At 60.7% G+C, this 17,695-nt stretch carries 20 protein-coding genes; 10 read left to right on the forward strand and 10 right to left on the reverse strand.

Translation table 11 applies throughout. The features are described from left to right. Positions 1-17 precede the first annotated feature (17 nt). From gmk to fabD, 7 genes are all read right to left on the reverse strand, one after another. Positions 18-683, reverse strand: coding sequence for a guanylate kinase (gene gmk / locus EPK99_RS19550; RefSeq protein WP_128444756.1), 666 nt, complete (start codon positions 681-683; stop codon positions 18-20). 3 nt (positions 684-686) lie between these two features. Further along, complete coding sequence (locus EPK99_RS19555; RefSeq protein WP_128444757.1) at positions 687-1,574, reverse strand: YicC/YloC family endoribonuclease; 888 nt, start codon at positions 1,572-1,574, stop codon at positions 687-689. 74 nt (positions 1,575-1,648) lie between these two features. Then, positions 1,649-2,818 carry an endolytic transglycosylase MltG gene (gene mltG / locus EPK99_RS19560; RefSeq protein WP_128445016.1) on the reverse strand — a complete coding sequence of 390 codons (1,170 nt, stop codon included), beginning with the start codon at positions 2,816-2,818 and terminating at the stop codon, positions 1,649-1,651. A gap of 138 nt (positions 2,819-2,956) precedes the next feature. Continuing rightward, on the reverse strand, positions 2,957-4,219 hold the full coding sequence (fabF, locus tag EPK99_RS19565; RefSeq protein WP_128444758.1) for a beta-ketoacyl-ACP synthase II: 1,263 nt from the start codon (positions 4,217-4,219) through the stop codon (positions 2,957-2,959). Between the two features lie 114 nt (positions 4,220-4,333). Beyond that, positions 4,334-4,570, reverse strand: coding sequence for an acyl carrier protein (locus EPK99_RS19570; protein ID WP_027675866.1), 237 nt, complete (start codon positions 4,568-4,570; stop codon positions 4,334-4,336). Between the two features lie 283 nt (positions 4,571-4,853). Further along, entirely contained in the window at positions 4,854-5,591 is a 738-nt protein-coding gene (gene fabG, locus EPK99_RS19575; protein ID WP_128444759.1) for a 3-oxoacyl-[acyl-carrier-protein] reductase, read from the reverse strand. Between the two features lie 102 nt (positions 5,592-5,693). Next, complete coding sequence (fabD, locus tag EPK99_RS19580; RefSeq protein WP_128444760.1) at positions 5,694-6,638, reverse strand: ACP S-malonyltransferase; 945 nt, start codon at positions 6,636-6,638, stop codon at positions 5,694-5,696. A gap of 165 nt (positions 6,639-6,803) precedes the next feature. Here fabD and EPK99_RS19585 point away from each other — a divergent pair, with 165 nt between their 5' ends. After that, complete coding sequence (locus tag EPK99_RS19585; RefSeq protein ID WP_128444761.1) at positions 6,804-7,847, forward strand: aldo/keto reductase; 1,044 nt, start codon at positions 6,804-6,806, stop codon at positions 7,845-7,847. Between the two features lie 91 nt (positions 7,848-7,938). Here the strand turns inward: EPK99_RS19585 and EPK99_RS19590 are convergent, their stop codons facing one another. Next, positions 7,939-8,499, reverse strand: coding sequence for a tyrosine-protein phosphatase (locus tag EPK99_RS19590; RefSeq protein ID WP_128444762.1), 561 nt, complete (start codon positions 8,497-8,499; stop codon positions 7,939-7,941). 751 nt (positions 8,500-9,250) lie between these two features. Here EPK99_RS19590 and rpsF point away from each other — a divergent pair. From rpsF to EPK99_RS19620, 5 genes are all read left to right on the forward strand, one after another. Beyond that, the gene (rpsF, locus tag EPK99_RS19600; protein WP_128444763.1) at positions 9,251-9,700 is read left to right on the forward strand and encodes a 30S ribosomal protein S6; all 450 of its coding nucleotides are present in this window, start codon (positions 9,251-9,253) and stop codon (positions 9,698-9,700) included. A gap of 21 nt (positions 9,701-9,721) precedes the next feature. Next, complete coding sequence (gene rpsR / locus EPK99_RS19605) at positions 9,722-9,970, forward strand: 30S ribosomal protein S18 (RefSeq protein WP_128444764.1); 249 nt, start codon at positions 9,722-9,724, stop codon at positions 9,968-9,970. 158 nt (positions 9,971-10,128) lie between these two features. Beyond that, on the forward strand, positions 10,129-11,103 hold the full coding sequence (locus EPK99_RS19610; protein ID WP_128444765.1) for a DUF2232 domain-containing protein: 975 nt from the start codon (positions 10,129-10,131) through the stop codon (positions 11,101-11,103). Positions 11,104-11,116: 13 nt separating this feature from the next. Beyond that, complete coding sequence (rplI, locus tag EPK99_RS19615; RefSeq protein WP_128444766.1) at positions 11,117-11,692, forward strand: 50S ribosomal protein L9; 576 nt, start codon at positions 11,117-11,119, stop codon at positions 11,690-11,692. A 271-nt stretch (positions 11,693-11,963) separates the two neighbouring features. Then, on the forward strand, positions 11,964-13,523 hold the full coding sequence (locus EPK99_RS19620) for a replicative DNA helicase (protein WP_128444767.1): 1,560 nt from the start codon (positions 11,964-11,966) through the stop codon (positions 13,521-13,523). A 23-nt stretch (positions 13,524-13,546) separates the two neighbouring features. On the opposite strand, the gene EPK99_RS19625 is transcribed toward EPK99_RS19620, so the two are convergent. Continuing rightward, on the reverse strand, positions 13,547-13,855 hold the full coding sequence (locus EPK99_RS19625; protein ID WP_128444768.1) for a helix-turn-helix domain-containing protein: 309 nt from the start codon (positions 13,853-13,855) through the stop codon (positions 13,547-13,549). Beyond that, on the reverse strand, positions 13,848-14,186 hold the full coding sequence (locus tag EPK99_RS19630; RefSeq protein WP_128444769.1) for a hypothetical protein: 339 nt from the start codon (positions 14,184-14,186) through the stop codon (positions 13,848-13,850). The genes EPK99_RS19625 and EPK99_RS19630 overlap by 8 nt, the downstream gene beginning before the upstream one ends. A 175-nt stretch (positions 14,187-14,361) precedes the next feature. On the opposite strand from EPK99_RS19630, the gene alr reads away from it, so the two are divergent. From alr to radA, 4 genes are all read left to right on the forward strand, one after another. Beyond that, positions 14,362-15,528, forward strand: a complete 1,167-nt coding sequence (gene alr / locus EPK99_RS19635) for an alanine racemase (RefSeq protein ID WP_128444770.1) — start codon at positions 14,362-14,364, stop codon at positions 15,526-15,528. A 93-nt stretch (positions 15,529-15,621) separates the two neighbouring features. Then, positions 15,622-15,927: a type II toxin-antitoxin system ParD family antitoxin gene (locus EPK99_RS19640; protein WP_128444771.1), complete on the forward strand. Its 306-nt coding sequence runs from the start codon at positions 15,622-15,624 to the stop codon at positions 15,925-15,927. Next, positions 15,866-16,189: a type II toxin-antitoxin system RelE/ParE family toxin gene (locus EPK99_RS19645; RefSeq protein WP_245582490.1), complete on the forward strand. Its 324-nt coding sequence runs from the start codon at positions 15,866-15,868 to the stop codon at positions 16,187-16,189. The genes EPK99_RS19640 and EPK99_RS19645 overlap by 62 nt, the downstream gene beginning before the upstream one ends. A 4-nt stretch (positions 16,190-16,193) precedes the next feature. Beyond that, complete coding sequence (radA, locus tag EPK99_RS19650; RefSeq protein WP_128444772.1) at positions 16,194-17,597, forward strand: DNA repair protein RadA; 1,404 nt, start codon at positions 16,194-16,196, stop codon at positions 17,595-17,597. The last annotated feature ends 98 nt before the right edge of the window (positions 17,598-17,695 follow it).

The raw sequence follows: 17,695 nt of genomic DNA on the forward strand, positions 1-17,695 counted from the left end.
ATTTAGCCTGACACACTCTAAAGCTTCGGCTCTTCCGTCAGAAGTTCCTTGACGAAGTCGAACAGGCCATAGCGCCGGTCGCGGCGGACCCGCTCGGCATTGACGATGCAGCTGACATTGCGAAACGCCTCGTCCAGATCGTCGTTGACGATGACATAGTCATACTCGCGCCAGCGCTCGATCTCTGCGCGCGAGTTGAGCAGCCGGGTTCGTATCACCTCTTCGGAATCCTCGGCGCGGCGATGCAGGCGCGACTGAAGTTCCGTCATGGTCGGCGGCAGAACGAAGATCGAAACGATATCGGCCTTCATCTTGTCCTGCAGCTGCATGGCTCCCTGCCAATCGATGTCGAACAGCATGTCGCGGCCCTCTTTCATGGCCTGCTCGACCGGCTCGCGCGGCGTGCCATAGAAATTGCCGTGGACCTCAGCACACTCGAGGAGATCGCCAGAGTCGCGCATGCGCTCGAACTGCGGCACAGTGATGAAGTGGTAGTGCGTGCCGGCGATTTCACTCGGCCGCTTCGCGCGCGTCGTGACGCTGACTGAAATTTCCAGACTGTGGTCGTCCCGGAGGAGATTTCCCGCAATCGTCGACTTACCGGCGCCCGAGGGGGAGGATAGAACCAGCATCAGCCCGCGCCGGGCGATGTTCGTAGCCGTTCTCGACGGGGCCGGGCTCATAGGCTACTCCAGATTCTGGACCTGTTCGCGGAACTGGTCGATGACCACTTTCAATTCTATCCCCGCAGCGGTTACCGCAGCCGAATTGGATTTGGAACAGATGGTATTCGATTCCCGGTTAAATTCCTGTGCAAGGAAGTCGAGGCGGCGGCCAACCGGCCCGCCTTTGTCCAGAAGCTCGCGGGCCGCGGCGACATGCGCCTTCAACCGGTCGATCTCCTCACGCAGATCGCTTCTGGTGGCAAGCAGCGCCGCTTCCGCATGCAGGCGGTCACGATCGAGCGTGCCGTTGTCCTGCAACAGCGCGTCAAGCTGTACCGCCAGACGGCGGCCAATCTCCTCCGGCGTGCGGGAAGGATCTGCCTCCACCACGTCCGTCAGCTGCGCAATACGATCGACCTGCCCCTTCAGCACGGTCAAAAGAGCGCTGCCTTCGCTCAGCCGCATCTCTTCCAATCGAGCCACCGCCTGCTTCAGGCTCCCCAGAATAGCCGCGTCGCGGGCAGCAACGGCGTCTTCGCCTTCCTGAGCCTCACGAATATCGACAAGACCGCGAATGCCGAGCAGCGTATCCAGCTTCAATGGCGCACGATCCACGAGGTCGCCCAGCTCCTCCCGCAGCGCCAGAATTGCCGCCAAGGCGTCCCGGTTGAGCACCGCCTCCACCACCGCTTCCGTCACCGTAACATTGAGGCTGACCTGCAGATTGCCTCGCGAAACGCATTCGCCAATCAGCTGGCGGATATCCGGCTCCAGCCGTTCCATGCCAGGGGGCAGCCGCAACCGGATATCGAGACCTTTGCCGTTCACCGATCGCAATTCCCAGACAAAACGGTTGCGCCCGCTCGATCCCTCTGCGCGGGCAAACCCCGTCATGGACTGCAATCTCATCGGCGTCTCCAGAACGGTTGACGGGCTTACGTATGTCGGCTGCGTAATGGCTAACGACGGCTTAGGGTCAGAACCTAGTTGCCTTTCGGCGGCTTTTCCGCCTCTTCGCCATCGGGCTGGCCATCCACAACCTCGTTGGCGCCGGTTGTCCGTTCGCCCTCGACCTTTCGCCATCGACGGACATTGGCATTGTGCTCATCCAGCGTCGCGGCGAATACATGACCGCCCGTGCCGTCAGCTACGAAATAGAGGTCATTGGTACGCCAGGGATTGGCGACGGCTTCCAGTGCCGCACGTCCAGGGTTGGCAATCGGCGTCGGCGGCAGGCCCTTGATCTGATAGGTATTGTAAGGCGTCGGCTTGGTCAGGTCGGACTTGTAGATCGGCCGGTCGGAGGGCTTGCCCTCGCCGCCGAAGAGACCGTAGACGATGGTTGGGTCCGACTGCAGGCGCATGCCCTTCTGCAGGCGGTTGAGGAAGACGGAAGCCACATGAGCGCGCTCGTCTTCCTTGCCGGTTTCCTTTTCGACGATGGAAGCCAGCACGACGAATTCTTCCTTCGACTTGACGTGCAGGTCGGGATCGCGCTTCTCCCAGATCTGGTCGATGATCTTCTGCTGAGCCGCACGCATCTGCGAGAGGATTTCGGCGCGTTTGGTGCCGCGGGAGAACTTGTAGGTATCCGGCCTCAGGCTGCCTTCCGGTGGCAGTTCGGCGGGAAGGTCCCCTTCCAGAACCGGGTCCTCGGCAAGCCGCAGCATCATCTGCCGAACCGTGAGGCCTTCAGGCAGCACCACCGAATAGAGGATAGACTTGCCCGATTCCAGCGTCTCCATGACGTCCTTCATCGAAGCACGCGCCTTGATCTCGTATTCGCCAGCCTTCAGCGTCTCACCCTTGCGCATGTAGGTCGCCGTCACGTAGCGGAAGATGCGGCCGTCAGCGATAATGCCGTTGCGCTCCAGGTTGGATGCGATTTCCGTCAGACCATTTCCGGGACGCACCGTGAAATGGGTGTTGGTCTCCAGCGGACCCGGCGCCTGGAAGCTCCGGATCATGTAATAGAACCCGATCACGCCGATGACGCAGATCGCGACGATCATCGTCATCACGAAATTCAGGAAGATGACAAGCTGGCTGCGCGCCTTCTTGGAGCGGCGCGGCGGTTCGGGCACGCGTTCGGGTTTCAACGCTTCGTTTGGCGATTTTGGAATGATGGGGCCGCGCCCGTTGCCAGGCGGCATGTCACCTATGTTGTTGGTATTGCTCACACCTCGCCCCCATCGTCATACAAGCGTCGCCTGCTGTTTGACCAAGCAATGCGGCAAAAAACAGGTCCGGACAATGTTTAGGGCCCGGCCCTTCGATACGGCTGGCGCCGTTCAAGCCTGGTAGCGACGCAGGACCAGAGATGCGTTCGTGCCGCCGAACCCGAAGGAGTTCGACAGCGCAACATTGATCTCGCGCTTGCGCGCCGTGTGCGGCACGAGGTCGATCGCGGTTTCGACATCCGGATTGTCGAGGTTGAGCGTCGGCGGCGCGATGTTGTCGCGGATGGCAAGTGCCGAGAAGATCGCCTCGACGGCACCGGCGGCGCCCAGAAGGTGCCCGATCGCGGACTTAGTGGACGACATGGAAATGCCCGAGGCAGAATCGCCCACTAGCCGCTCGACCGCGCCAAGCTCGATCGTGTCGGCCATGGTCGAGGTGCCATGGGCATTGATGTAATCGATGTCGGAAGGAGCAAGGCCGGCGCGCTTCAGCGCAGACGTCATGCAACGGAAAGCGCCGTCGCCGTCTTCGGAAGGGGCGGTGATATGGAAGGCATCGCCGGACAGGCCGTAGCCCACCACTTCCGCGTAGATCTTGGCGCCACGCGCCTTGGCATGCTCCAGTTCTTCCAGCACGACGATGCCGGCGCCCTCGCCCATGACGAAACCGTCGCGGTCGCGGTCATAGGGACGGGAAGCCTTTTGCGGATCGTCGTTATGCTGGGTGGACAGCGCCTTGCACGCCGCAAAACCGGCAAGCGCGATACGGCAGATCGGCGATTCCGCGCCGCCAGCCACCATGACATCCGCATCGCCGAGCGCGATCAGCCGCGCAGCGTCACCGATCGCATGGGCACCGGTGGAACAGGCGGTAACAACCGAATGGTTCGGTCCGCGCAGCTTGTGGCGGATCGAGACCTGGCCGGAGACGAGGTTGATCAGGCGGCCTGGAATGAAGAAAGGCGAAATGCGGCGAGGACCCTTGTCGCGCAGCGTGTAGCCCGCTTCGACAATGCCGTCGAGACCACCGATCCCGGAGCCGATCAGCACGCCTGTCGCGATCTGGTCCTCGTTCGAGGTCGGATGCCAGCCGGCATCCTCCAGCGCCATTTGGGCGGCAGCCACGCCGTAGATGATGAAGGGATCGACCTTGCGCTGTTCCTTCGGCTCCATCCACTGATCGACATTGAACGTGCCGTCGGTGCCGTCACCGAGCGGAATGCTGCAGGCGATCTTGGCGGGAAGATCCTCGACTTCGAATGCGGTGACAAGGCTGGCGGCATTCTGGCCGGCAAGAAGCCGTGTCCAGCTGATTTCAGTTCCACACCCCAGAGGAGATACCATGCCGGTACCGGTGATAACGACACGCCTCATCGTCAGCGTCCATCCCGAATTTTATCTTGTTCTAATTGCTGAAACGGCCCGAACAAGCGGGCCGTGACTGGAACCTTGGCGCCGAAAAGACGCGCGTTCCGACTATGTTATCGATCAGGCTTGAGCCTTCTCGATGAACTTTACCGCATCGCCGACGGTCAGGATGGAGTCGGCAGCGTCATCCGGGATTTCAACGCCGAATTCTTCTTCGAAGGCCATGACCAGTTCGACCGTATCAAGCGAGTCCGCGCCGAGATCGTCGATGAAGCTCGCGCCTTCGACAACTTTGTCGGCATCGACGCCGAGATGGTCAACAACAATTTTCTTAACGCGTTCTGCGATATCGCTCATGTCGGTTTCCTCGACCTTTTCTCTTCGAATGCTCCTAGCATCCGACCCTGTTACAACCCGTCATCACCGCTTCTAAGGGCGGCGACGCAGGCAAACCCGTTCGCCCTCGTCAGGTTCCGGTCATAAGGATTTCACGCATTATGACGGCCTGCATTTCGGGGTGACTTTTCATAGTCATGGCCCGCTTAACACGCTTTCACGGTCGAGCAAAGCCAGAATTTGTTCCGCAGTGCCGCCACCAACAGGCATTTGCATCAGAGTTTCCGATGCTTGGCCACAAGCGTCAGATCATTGCCATGCCGCCATTGACGTGGATCGTCTGTCCCGTCACGTAGCCGGCCTCGTTGGAAGCGAGATAAAGCACGGCAGCGGCGATATCCGCCCCCGCTCCCATGCGCTTCATGGGAATGGCGCCGAGGATGGCGTCCTTCTGCTTGTCATTCAGCTTGCCGGTCATGGCAGACTCGATGAAGCCAGGCGCCACGCAGTTGACGGTGACGTTGCGGGTGGCAATTTCCTGGGCCAGCGACTTGGAAAAGCCGATCATGCCGGCCTTGGAGGCACAGTAGTTGGCCTGGCCGGGATTGCCCGTGACCGCAACGACCGAGGTGATGTTGATGATACGGCCATGGCGCCGGCGCATCATGGGATGGGTGAGTTCCCGCGTCAGGCGGAAAGCCGACGTGAGGTTGACTTCCAGCACATTGTCCCAGTCCTCGTCGCTCATCCGCACGAACAGGCCATCCTTGGTGATGCCGGCATTGTTGACGAGGATATCGACGCCGCCGAGCTCCGCTTCCGCCTTTTCGCCGAGCGCCTTCACTTCGGCTCGGTCGGAAAGATTGGCCGGGAAGATATGCACACGCTCTCCCAGATCCGCCGCCAATGCCTCCAGCTTCTCCACGCGGGTGCCGTGCAAGCCGACTGTCGCGCCCTGACGGTGCAGCAGCCTTGCGATCTCTTCGCCGAGGCCGCCTGTGGCCCCGGTCACCAAAGCCTTGCGGCCGGTCAAGTCAAACATCGTTCGTTCCTCTTTTGAGAGAGAATGGGAATGGCGAGTAGCGAATAGAAAAAGCTGATAGCGACGGCGAACTATTCGCTAATCCCTACTCGCCCCTTCAACTCACCCAAGAAGGGCGGCCAGAACCGCCTCTATGTCGGCTGGAGAATTCACGGCAGTGCCGGAAATGTTCTTGTCGATGCGGCGGGCAAGGCCAGTCAATACCTTTCCGGCGCCGAGTTCGTAAAGCGTCGTGACGCCGTTGGCGCCGAACCATTCCACCGTTTCGCGCCAGCGGACCTGGCCCGTCACCTGGCTGACCAGCAGCTTTGAAATTTCATCGGCATCGTAGACCGGCACGGCGCGCACATTGGCAATGACGGGCACGACCGGGTTCTTCTTTTCCACCTTGTCGAGAGCGTGGCGCATGGCGTCCGCCGCCGGCGCCATCAGGTCGCTATGGAAGGGCGCAGATACCGGCAGCATGATGGCACGCTTGGCACCTTTTTCCATGGCGATCGCCGCTGCCTTTTCCACCGCAGTCTTTGAGCCGGAAATGACCAGCTGGCCGCCGCCATTGTCGTTGGCGATCTGGCAGATCCCGTCACCACGCGCCTCGGCGCAAGCCGCTTCGACATCGACCTGATCGAGCCCGATGATCGCAGCCATCGCCCCCTGCCCGACGGCAACCGCCGACTGCATGGCATCGCCGCGGATGCGCAGGAGACGCGCCGTGTCGGCCAGCGTAAACGTGCCGGCCGCACACAGCGCCGAATATTCTCCCAGCGAATGCCCGGCAACGAAGGCGACCTTGTCGGCAAGGTTCAGGCCGCGCGCTTCAAGAACGCGGATGACTGCCATGGAAACGGCCATCAGCGCCGGCTGGGCATTGGCCGTCAGGGTCAGCGTCTCTTCAGGCCCGTTCCAGATGATGTCGGAGAGTTTCTGGCCAAGCGCCTCGTCAACTTCGTCGAAGACGGCACGAGCTTCGGGAAAGGCCTCCGCCAGGTCCTTGCCCATGCCGATGGACTGGCTGCCCTGTCCCGGGAACGTGAATGCGATGGTCATGGGATCGTTTCCTTCCCTCATATTTCGCCTCTCCATTCACATTCCCGCCCGCGGAGTCAAGCTCGGGAGGCCTGCAAACCGGCGCCAATCAAGCCTTTTTGCCCCTTGCGCTGCAGCAATTCACCCGTAAAGTCCGCCCGAATTTTCCTGCAGGGACGCTTTACCATGAAATACCGGAAACTTGGACGCACCGATCTCTCGGTGTCGGAAATTTGCCTCGGCACCATGACCTGGGGCACGCAGAATACGGAAGCCGAAGCCCATGAACAAATGGACTTTGCGGTCGAAAAGGGCGTCAACTTCTTCGATACGGCCGAGCTTTATCCGACGACTCCCGTGAGCGCCGAAACCTATGGCCGCACCGAAGAGATCATCGGCAGCTGGTTCAAGAAGACCGGCAAGCGGGATGACATCGTTCTCGCCTCGAAGATCGCCGGCAGCGGAAGATCGCATATCCGCGACGGCCAGGATATCACGCCACAGACGATGCGCGAGGCCGTCGATGCCAGCCTTCGCCGCCTGCAGACCGATCGCATCGATCTTTACCAGATCCACTGGCCGAACCGCGGACATTATCATTTCCGCGGAGCCTGGGGCTTCGACGCCTCCACGCAGGACCGTACCCAAGCCGCAGCCGACATCCTGCAGATCCTGGAGACCGCCGGCGAGCTGGTGAAGGAGGGAAAGATCGGCACGCTGGGGCTCTCCAACGAGACCGCCTGGGGTACGCTGAAATATCTTCGGACATCGGATGAGAAGAGCCTGCCGCGCGTCGCCTCGATCCAGAACGAGTATAATCTGCTCTACAGGGTCTTTGACCTCGACATGGCAGAGGTCGCCCATCACGAGGATGTCGGGCTTCTGGCCTATTCGCCCCTGGCAGCCGGCCTTCTGACCGGCAAATATCTCGACGGGTCACGGCCGGCCGGATCGCGCGGCACCATCAATCAGGATCTCGGCGGCCGCCTGCAGCCGTTGCAGGAGCCGGCTGTCAAGGCCTATCAGGTGCTTGCCGCGGAACATGGGCTCGACTTCGGGCAGATGGCGCTCGCTTTCTGCCTGACCCGGCCTTTCATGGCTTCGGTCATCATCGGCGCAACCACGATGGAGCAGCTGAAGACGGATATCGCCGCAGCCGACGTGACGCTGTCTGCGGACGTGATGAACGCTATTGCGAAGATCCACCGCCAGTACCCGATGCCGATCTGACGCGGGCAATCTGACAGTTAGCAAGCCGTCCAGATGGGCGGCTCGCGAGCCAACGGGAATAGCAGCAAGCCTAGAGTGTGTCCGGGCTAAGTCAGCTGCGCAGCCGGATCGCCTTTTCGAAAGCCTCCCAGCTGTCGTCCATCGCATAGGCATAGAGGAATGGCAGGTTTATGTGCCCATAGAGCGGCGAAAGCTGCCATTCTGCCGTCTTCTCGTCCGCACCCGCGATCTGCTGGAGATAGAGGACAGAGGCGAGCCCGCTCCGGTCGGAACCGCCCTGGCAATGGACGAGGATTGGACCGCTCGCATTGCGCATCAACGCGACCAACTGAAAGCTCTGCTCCACCGTAAGCTTTCGCCCTGCCGACATTTGAAAGTCGATATGCTCTGCGCCGTGGTTGCGGGTGGCGGTAAGTTCCTCCTCGTACCAGACCCGGCCCGGCGCCGGCCCGCGCAGATTGATCACCGTCTTGATGTCATAGCGCTCGATGTAACGCGCCAAGGTGGCAGGCGACAACTGCCCGGACCGATAGAAGCGACCGGCGACGACTTCATGAAAGTTCCCGGACAGATGCAGGGCACCCAGATAGCTGCCCAGCATAACGCCACCCAACAGGAACAGACCCGCAAAAAGGTTTACAGCCCCACGCATCCGACGCCCCTCGTTGCCGCCTGTATGGAAGTCGTCGCCTGTATAGGAAAGAGAGGTGACGCCGGAATGACGATTCGGGGCTGCGGGCAAGGAATAGCAGAGCTTTTTTTGATCGGTGGCGATGTCTCTACTTCGCCCAGAGCCAGTCTTGCTTGCGGGGAAAGCGTCGACCCCCATTCACGCGTTGGCGGACCGCGCGACAAGGCCGCAAGCAACCTCGCAGGCGACCTTCGACCGGCAACAGGGAGGGACTTTTACGGTCAGGCTACCTGCCAAACCCGATTGATGAAACTGCATGAAGAACGACAGTCGGAGCCGGCGACGCCGGAACTTCAAGACATGCCCCAGGTTACGGGCTCCCGCGAGGGAAGAATGCAATACTTCATCATCTGCCTGATCGTCGTGGAAGTCGCCATCGGACTGGGTATATTGTGGCTGGCGCTCAAACGCTGAGCTATCTCCAAATCGGAAGCGGGCTGGACCTTTATCCAGTCTCCCCTTGCCTTATGCCGAAAAATCCGTATAAGCGCGCTGTTCGAAACACCCGGTCTTCTGGCTGGTGGCTGAACGGAGGGCTGGTTCCGGAAACGGAACCGCATGGACAGCCAAGGTTGTCCGGCCTCCCGTGTCTCCGCTCTCGACCGTCTCGATACAACACTTTTCTTGCCTGGGTCCGCCCGTTCAGGAGCAGTCGTTGAGGCTTAGCCGCCGAGGTCCGGGTTTGATAACCGCAAGAAAAGGCAAAGCTTACATGGCTCTTTACGAACACGTATTCCTTGCCCGGCAGGATATGTCCGCTCAGCAGGTTGATGCCCTCGTCGAACAGTACAAGGGCGTCATCGAAGCTAACGGCGGCAAAGTCGGGCGCATTGAAAACTGGGGCCTCAAGTCCCTCACCTACCGCATCAACAAGAACCGCAAGGCTCACTACGCCCTGATGGACATCGACGCGCCGGCTCCTGCCGTGCACGAGATGGAACGCCAGATGCGCATCAACGAAGACGTTCTGCGCTACATGACGATCGCCGTCGAGAAGCATGAAGAAGGTCCGTCTGCAATGATGCAGAAGCGCGACCGTGACGACCGTCCGCGCCGCGATGGCGATGACCGTCCGCCGCGCCGCGAATTCGGCGATCGTCCGCCGCGCCGCGACGGCGACTTCCAGCGGGCACCACGCCCCTTCACGCCCCGCGAAGCCTGATCGGTATAAGGAGAAAAAACAATGGCTGACGTATCCTCCTCACCGGCACGCCGCCCCTTCCATCGCCGCCGCAAGACCTGCCCCTTCTCGGGCGCGAATGCACCGCGGATCGATTACAAGGACGTACGCCTCCTGCAGCGCTACATTTCCGAGCGCGGCAAGATCGTTCCTTCCCGCATCACGGCCGTTTCCCAGAAGAAGCAGCGCGAACTCGCCCAGGCGATCAAGCGCGCCCGCTTCCTCGGCCTGCTGCCCTACGTTCTGACCTAAGCTAAGATCTTGAAGACCCTCTGGTTGCAGAGGGTCTTCCTCCCTTCCGCGTTGGGCGCGGATCGGAACCCCCAAACCCCATGTTGGGGACTACGAACCTGATGCAGATGCTCCGGTTCAGTCCTCTAACTGCTTGACCAAGCAGGACAGCGAGAGCCGTGACACAAAAGAACCAGACAGTGCTGCCCGCCGGCATTCTTGCCGGCATCGTCGCCACCCTGCTCGTGCTGGGTGCGAATGCGCAGCTGTCTTTTGCGTCCATGCTCTATGCGGCCTCGGCCCTGCCGATCCTCGTTGCCGGCCTCGGCTGGGGCAACCGCGCGGCAATCGCCGGGGTGCTGACAGCCACGCTTCTGTGCGCGCTTCTGGTCTCGCCCTTCTTCGCCATCGCCACCGTCGTCATCACCTTCATTCCAGCGGGCTGGCTGTCCCACCTTGCCAATCTGGCGCGTCCGGCATCCGAGCTCGGCGGCCCTTCGGACCTGATGGCCTGGTATCCGCTCTCGGACATCCTGCTGCATTTGTGCGGGCTGGTGACGGTCGCGGTGATCGCGCTTGGCGTAGTGATCGGCTACGGCCCCGATCTTACCGACCGGATGGTCGATGCGATGAGCGCCGCCATGCAGATGCAGGAACCGTCGCTTGCCCAGAGCCCCGATGGTCTGGCTCAGACCAAAAGCCTGATCGTGCTTATGCTGCCCATGATCCAGGGCGGTCTCTGGGTCATGCTCTTGTTTGCGGCCTTCTACATCGCAATCCGTGTCGTTTCGCGTTCCGGCCGGGCGCTTCGCCCGCGCGAGGACATGCCGTCGGCGCTGCGGATGAACCGCCATGCGATCTTCATCTTCCTTGCCGGCATCGCGCTGACCTTCATGGGCGGCGTGCCTGCCATGATCGGCGCGACCATCTGCGGAACATTCGGCGCAGGCTTTCTCATGGCCGGCTTTGCCGCGCTGCATTTCCGCAGCCAGGGCAAGGACTGGCGCGTGCCGGGCCTGATCCTGTCCTACCTCTCCTGCATGCTGCTCCTGCCGGTCTTGGCCGTGCTCGTGCTCGGTCTTATGGACACGCGCCGCACGATCGCGCTGACGCCGGCAAAGGGCGAAACCAAACCAACCAAAACCGACACTTGAAAGGAAAGAAACGATGCAAGTCATTCTGCTTGAACGCGTGGCCAAACTCGGCCAGATGGGCGAAACCGTAAAGGTTCGCGACGGCTTTGCCCGCAACTTCCTGCTTCCGCAGGGCAAGGCGCTGCGCGCCAACGAAGCCAACAAGAAGCGCTTCGAAGCCGAGCGTTCGACGCTCGAAGCCCGCAACCTGGAACGCAAGGGCGAAGCTCAGCAGGTTGCCGAAGCGCTTGAAGGCAAGTCCTTCATCGTCGTCCGTTCAGCCGGCGAAACTGGTCAGCTCTACGGTTCGGTCGCTGCCCGCGATATCGTCGACGTTCTGGCTGCCGAAGGCTTCACCATCGGCCGCAACCAGGTCGACCTCAACACGCCGATCAAGGAAATCGGCCTGCACCAGGTTGTCCTGCACCTGCATTCGGAAGTCGAAGTTTCGATTGAACTGAACGTTGCCCGCTCGACCGAAGAAGCCGAACGCCAGGCGAAGGGCGAGAGCCTCACCTCCGCCGACGCGATCTACGGCGTCGACGAAGACGCACTGCGTCCGGAAGACTTTTTCGATCCGGAAGCCGACCGCGACGAAGACGAAGAATAATCGACTCGATAGAGTCGATCCGCATTGGACGCCCGGGTTTCGATCCGGGCGTTTTTTTGTCTCTTTCACAGCGTATGATCGACCTCTGCGCGGGGTGAGTCGCCGATATCCCGTCAACCGGATTCCGTGTTTCATTGGGTTTTTTGTTGTGGGTTGGCGACAGGCGCTGTGAATAGCTGTGGGAAACGGCTTTCACGCCCCAAGGCCGTTTCGCCGGAGAGGACGAACCTCTAGAACCGACCGCTTGACGAACAGGACGGATAAGAAACCCATGAACGATGCTGTGCGCAAACTCGCGAACATCCAGCCGGCAGAGCCGCATTATCGCGAAGCGCCCAACAACATCGAGGCGGAGCAGGCGCTGCTCGGCGCAATCCTGGTCAACAACGACGCCTATTACCGCGTCTCCGATTTCCTGAAGCCCGTCCACCTTTACGAGCCCCTGCATCGCAAGATCTTCGAGGTTGCGGGCGACATCATTCGCATGGGCAAGACCGCAAACCCGGTCACCATCAAGACATTCCTGCCCGCAGACGACAAGGTGGGCGACCTGACGGTGGCTCAGTATCTGGCGCGCCTTGCCGCCGAAGCCGTGTCGATCATCAACGCCGAGGACTACGGTCGGGCGATCTACGACCTGGCGCTTCGGCGCGCGCTGATCACCATCGGCGAGGACATGGTCAACATCGCTTTCGACGCGCCGCTCGACATGCCGCCGCAGGCGCAGATCGAAGATACCGAGCGGCGCCTGTTCGAACTGGCGGAAAACGGCCGCTATGACGGCGGCTTCCAGTCGTTCAACGATGCGGTGGCGCTGGCCATCGACATGGCCGGACAGGCTTTCGAACGCGACGGTCATCTGTCCGGTATCTCGACCGGCATCATGTCTCTCGACAACAAGATGGGTGGTCTGCAGCGCTCCGACTTGATCGTGCTCGCCGGACGTCCGGGCATGGGCAAGACCTCGCTTGCCACCAATATTGCCTATAACATCGCCGCTTCCTACGAGCCGGAAGTTCAGCCGGACGGATCGTTCAAGGCCAAGAACGGTGGCGTCGTCGGCTTCTACTCGCTGGAAATGTCGGCCGAACAGCTTGCCACCCGTATCATCTCCGAGCAGACGGAAGTCTCTTCCTCCAAGATCCGCCGCGGCGACATCACCGAATCGGACTTCGAGAAGCTCGTCGCCTGCAGCCAGATGATGCAGAAAGTGCCGCTGTTCATCGACCAGACCGGCGGTATATCGATTGCGCAGCTCTCTGCCCGTGCGCGCCGCCTGAAGCGTCAGCGCGGTCTTGATTGCCTGGTGGTCGACTATATTCAGCTGATGACCGGCTCCGGCAAATCCGGCGAGAACCGCGTTCAGGAAATCACCCAGATCACCACCGGCCTCAAGGCACTCGGCAAGGAACTGAACGTGCCGATCATCGCGCTGTCGCAGCTTTCGCGTCAGGTGGAAAGCAGGGAGGACAAGCGTCCCCAGCTTTCCGACCTTCGCGAATCGGGATCGATCGAGCAGGACGCCGACGTGGTGCTCTTCGTATTCCGCGAGGAATACTACGTGAAGAACATGGAGCCGCGACTATCCCAAGAAGAACAACAGCAAAAAGATGATTTCGACAAAAAAGGCAACGGGCATATTTTTATTTCAGACAAAGAGGAATGGAATACTTGGAACACTAAACTTAACGAGGTGAAGGGCACGGCGGACGTGATCATCGCCAAGCAGCGCCACGGACCGACCGGCACGGTCAAGCTCGCCTTCCAGGCCGAGTACACCCGCTTTGCCGATCTCGCCGACCCGAGCTTCACGGCTTACGAAGAGCATTAGGACCAATCGCCGCTCGCAGCTAGTCAGGCCGCCTGTGCGGCCTCCTCCACAATTTCGGGGTGAGCTTCAAGGATCTTCAGCAAGAGACGCCCTGCCGGATCGGGCGACCGGCGTCCCTGCTCCCAATTGTTGATGGTGGCAGCGGGAATCCCGAAGCGCCGCTCGAATTCCTTGGCGGATTTCGCAACGTTTTTGCGGATAGCACGGATGCGTTCTGCCGACATTGGATCGATTGTCACTGTCTCGAGGATAATCTCGCCTCGCTTCCACGCCAGCGCCTCATCAAGCCCTTCCTTGAGGGCAGACGCAAAATCGAAATCCTTTTCAGTCATGCTCCAGATCCTTCAATAGCCTTAGCATTTCCTTGCGCTGCAACGGGCTGAGATCGTCCTGCTCATTCTTGGCATAAGCAAGAAGCATGATCGCAGTCTCGTCAGACAGCATCAGAAAGTAGATCGCTCTGCCACCGCCTCTCTTTCCTCGGTTTCCGATTCCGAAGCGGATCTTGCGAATGCCACCGAGCCCCTTGATTACGTCTCCGGCAGTCGGATCGGACGCCACGAAATGCTCTACGGCATCCATGTTGACTGTCGAGGCGCCGATGCGCCGATGCGCTTCATGTCCTTCACATAGCGTCTCGTACGAACGATCTTCATGCGTCATGAATACACGCCAGCCACGACATCAACAAGGATCAATTGCGCCAATGGCGTAATTTATTTATAAGCACCCCGAACGAAAAGATTGTGCAGTGCGACGAAATCTTATCCGCGCGTCTTTTTCCCGCCGCTGAAACGGTTAAGGATCGCGGGACACTGATCCCTACCGGCGAGACTCCATGACGGACCTGCAAGATGCGTTTTCCTTTCCCGACGAATTCGACATCGCGCCCGTGCGGCTGACCGTCGATCTCGGTGCACTGGTAGAAAACTGGCAGGAGATGGCGCGACGGTCTTCTCCGGCCCGCACGGCGGCCGTTGTGAAGGCGGATGCCTATGGGCTCGGCATAGAGGACTGCGGAACGGCACTCTACGAGGCCGGTGCCCGTGATTTCTTCGTGGCCGTCATGCAGGAAGGCGTCACGCTGCGTTCGTTCGCGCCCGATGCACGCATCTATGTTCTGTCCGGCATCTGGCCGGGCCAGGAGCCGAGCTTCTACGAGCATGGCCTGGTGCCCGTCCTGGCGTCGGAAGAGCAACTCAGCTTCTGGATGTCGGTTACCGCAGAACATGGCGACCACCCTTGCGCCTTGCAGGTGGATACGGGCTTCAACAGGCTGGGCCTGCCGCTGGAGGACGCCATCGCCTTTGCCGACGACGTGTCGCGTCCCGCCAGTTTTTCGCCGGTGCTGGTGCTCTCGCATCTCCATAGCGGCGATACGTCCTCTTCTCCGCTCAACCGCCAGCAACTCGAAGCCTTCCGCAAGCTGGCGCAAGCCTATGACGGCATCGAGCTCAGCCTTGCCGCATCCGCCGGCACACTTCTCGGGCCCGAATTCCATTTCGACCTCACGCGGCCGGGAATTGCCGTCTATGGCGGCGAAGCGCTCAACGGCGTGCCGAACCCGATGAAGCCGGTCGCTTTGGCGGAAGCGCGGATCATCCAGATCCGCGAGGCTAAAAAAGGTGAAACCGTCAGCTATGGCGGCACCTATCAGCTGACCCGCGACAGCCGGCTGGCGGTTGTCTCGGCCGGCTACGCGGACGGCTATCTGCGCTCGCTCTCTGGAACCGGTGTGCCGCTACGCCAAACGGTAGCGGAAGGCGCCCATGGCTTCGTCGCCGGGCGCAAAGTGCCCGTCGTCGGCCGCATCACCATGGACCTCACCATTTTCGACGTGACAGACATCCCCTCCTCCGAAATCCGCGCGGGAGACTATGTCGAGCTCTTCGGGCGGAATATTCCGCTCGACGACGCGGCCCGCGCCGGCGGTACGATCGGCTACGAACTGCTGACCAGCCTCGGCCTGCGCTACGAGCGGCGCTATCTTTACCCCGGCGATTAATCGCCATCTCCGGTTCGGCATTTCCTGGTGCTGCCAAGCTGCCTCTTGGAAGTGCAAACACGTCGTGCTATACGAGAACAAAAGGAGATCGAAATGGCCGAGATCCATCTCAGCGACGACCACAAAGCTTTCATCGAAGACCTTGTGAAAAGCGGCGCCTACAAAAATGAAGACGAGGTCGTAGCAGCCGGATTGCGGTTGCTGCAACAGAAGGACGCGAACCTCCGGAAGCTGATCCAGGAAGGCCTGGATGACGTCGAGGCCGGCCGGGTCTTGAGCTTCGCCAGCAGCGAGGAATTGACTGCCCATATTATGAAGATGGCGGAGGAACGTAAGAATGCAGTCGCGCCGGCTCGTGGTATCGCTGAGGGCGCTGGACGATCTTCTCGAAGATTATAGCTACGTCGCAGACTTCAATCCGGCGGCGGCGCGGCGGCTGTTGGATGACATCAACACCAAGATGATGTCGCTTGCGCAGCTCGGAATTACCGGCGCCGCGCGTAACTTCGCTCCTAATCTGCGTGCTTTTCCCTATCGAGACCGTTGCATCTATTTCGTCGTGACTGAGACTACGATGACCGTTCTTCGGGTCTTGCATGGGCGTCAGGATATTACTGCTGCGGATTTCTCATCTGCTGGCGATACAAACGAAGACAACTGATCCCATGGCAAAACCAAAAACTCAATTCGTGTGCCAGAACTGCGGCACCGTTCATAACCGCTGGGCGGGCAAGTGCGACGGCTGTGGCGAGTGGAACACGATTGTCGAAGAAGACCCGATGGGCGGCATCGGCAGCGGCCCCGGCAAGGTGCCGAAAAAGGGGCGCGCTGTCGCGCTCACCACGCTTTCGGGCGAAACCGAGCATGCGCCCCGTGTCCATACGGGTATTTCGGAACTCGACCGCGCTACCGGCGGCGGCTTCGTGCGAGGCTCAGCCGTTCTGATCGGTGGCGATCCGGGCATCGGCAAATCGACGCTTCTGATGCAGGCTGCTGCCGCGCTTGCACGCCAGGGTCACAAGATCATCTATGTCTCCGGCGAGGAAGCGGTGGCGCAGGTGCGTCTGCGCGCGCAGCGGCTCGATGCTGCGGATACGGACGTGCTTCTTGCTGCCGAAACCAATGTCGAGGATATCCTTGCCACCATTGCGGAAGGCAAGCGGCCCGATCTCGTCATCATCGATTCGATCCAGACACTCTGGAGCGACACGGCCGATGCCGCACCCGGCACCGTTACCCAGGTGCGCACCGGCGTGCAGGCCATGATCCGGTTTGCCAAGCAGACGGGCGCCGCCATGGTGCTTGTCGGCCATGTGACCAAGGAAGGGCAGATCGCCGGTCCCCGCGTGGTAGAGCACATGGTCGATGCCGTGCTCTATTTCGAAGGCGACCGCGGCCACCATTATCGCATCTTGCGCACAGTGAAGAACCGTTTCGGCCCGACAGACGAGATCGGCGTGTTCGAAATGTCGGACAAGGGTCTGCGTGAAGTCACCAATCCATCGGAACTGTTCCTGGGCGAGCGCAATTCCAAATCGCCGGGTGCCGCGGTCTTTGCCGGCATGGAAGGCACACGTCCCGTGCTGGTCGAAGTGCAGGCGCTGGTGGCGCCCACCTCACTGGGGACGCCCCGGCGCGCCGTGGTCGGCTGGGATTCGTCCCGGCTTTCGATGATTCTCGCCGTGCTCGAAGCCCATTGCGGGGTTCGCCTCGGTCAGCACGACGTTTATCTCAATGTCGCTGGCGGCTACCGGATCTCCGAACCCGCAGCGGACCTTGCGGTCGCCTCGGCACTTGTCTCTTCGCTGGCCAACGTGCCCTTGCCGGCCGATTTCGTCTATTTCGGCGAAATCAGCCTTTCCGGCGCGGTGCGACCGGTGTCGCAGACCGCACAGCGGCTCAAGGAAGCCGAGAAGCTAGGCTTTGCCGGCGCCATGCTGCCTGCCAGTTCCGCGGAAATGCCCAAGGGTGGGAACGGCCGCTGGACGAAGATAGAGGACCTGCCAGACCTTGTCTCGCGGATCGCCGGATCGTCAAAGAAGCTGGGGAAAGGGTCGGAAGATGATTGATCTTCCGTTAAACGAACCGCTGATGTAAGACACATCGCCCAATGCTACAGTGGCAGGTAAAGCGCCGGCATGGAACGGCAGGTCTTGGAGTAAGAGTC

This window comes from Neorhizobium lilium, from assembly GCF_004053875.1.
In the GTDB taxonomy this organism is placed as follows: Bacteria; Pseudomonadota; Alphaproteobacteria; order Rhizobiales; family Rhizobiaceae; genus Neorhizobium; species Neorhizobium lilii.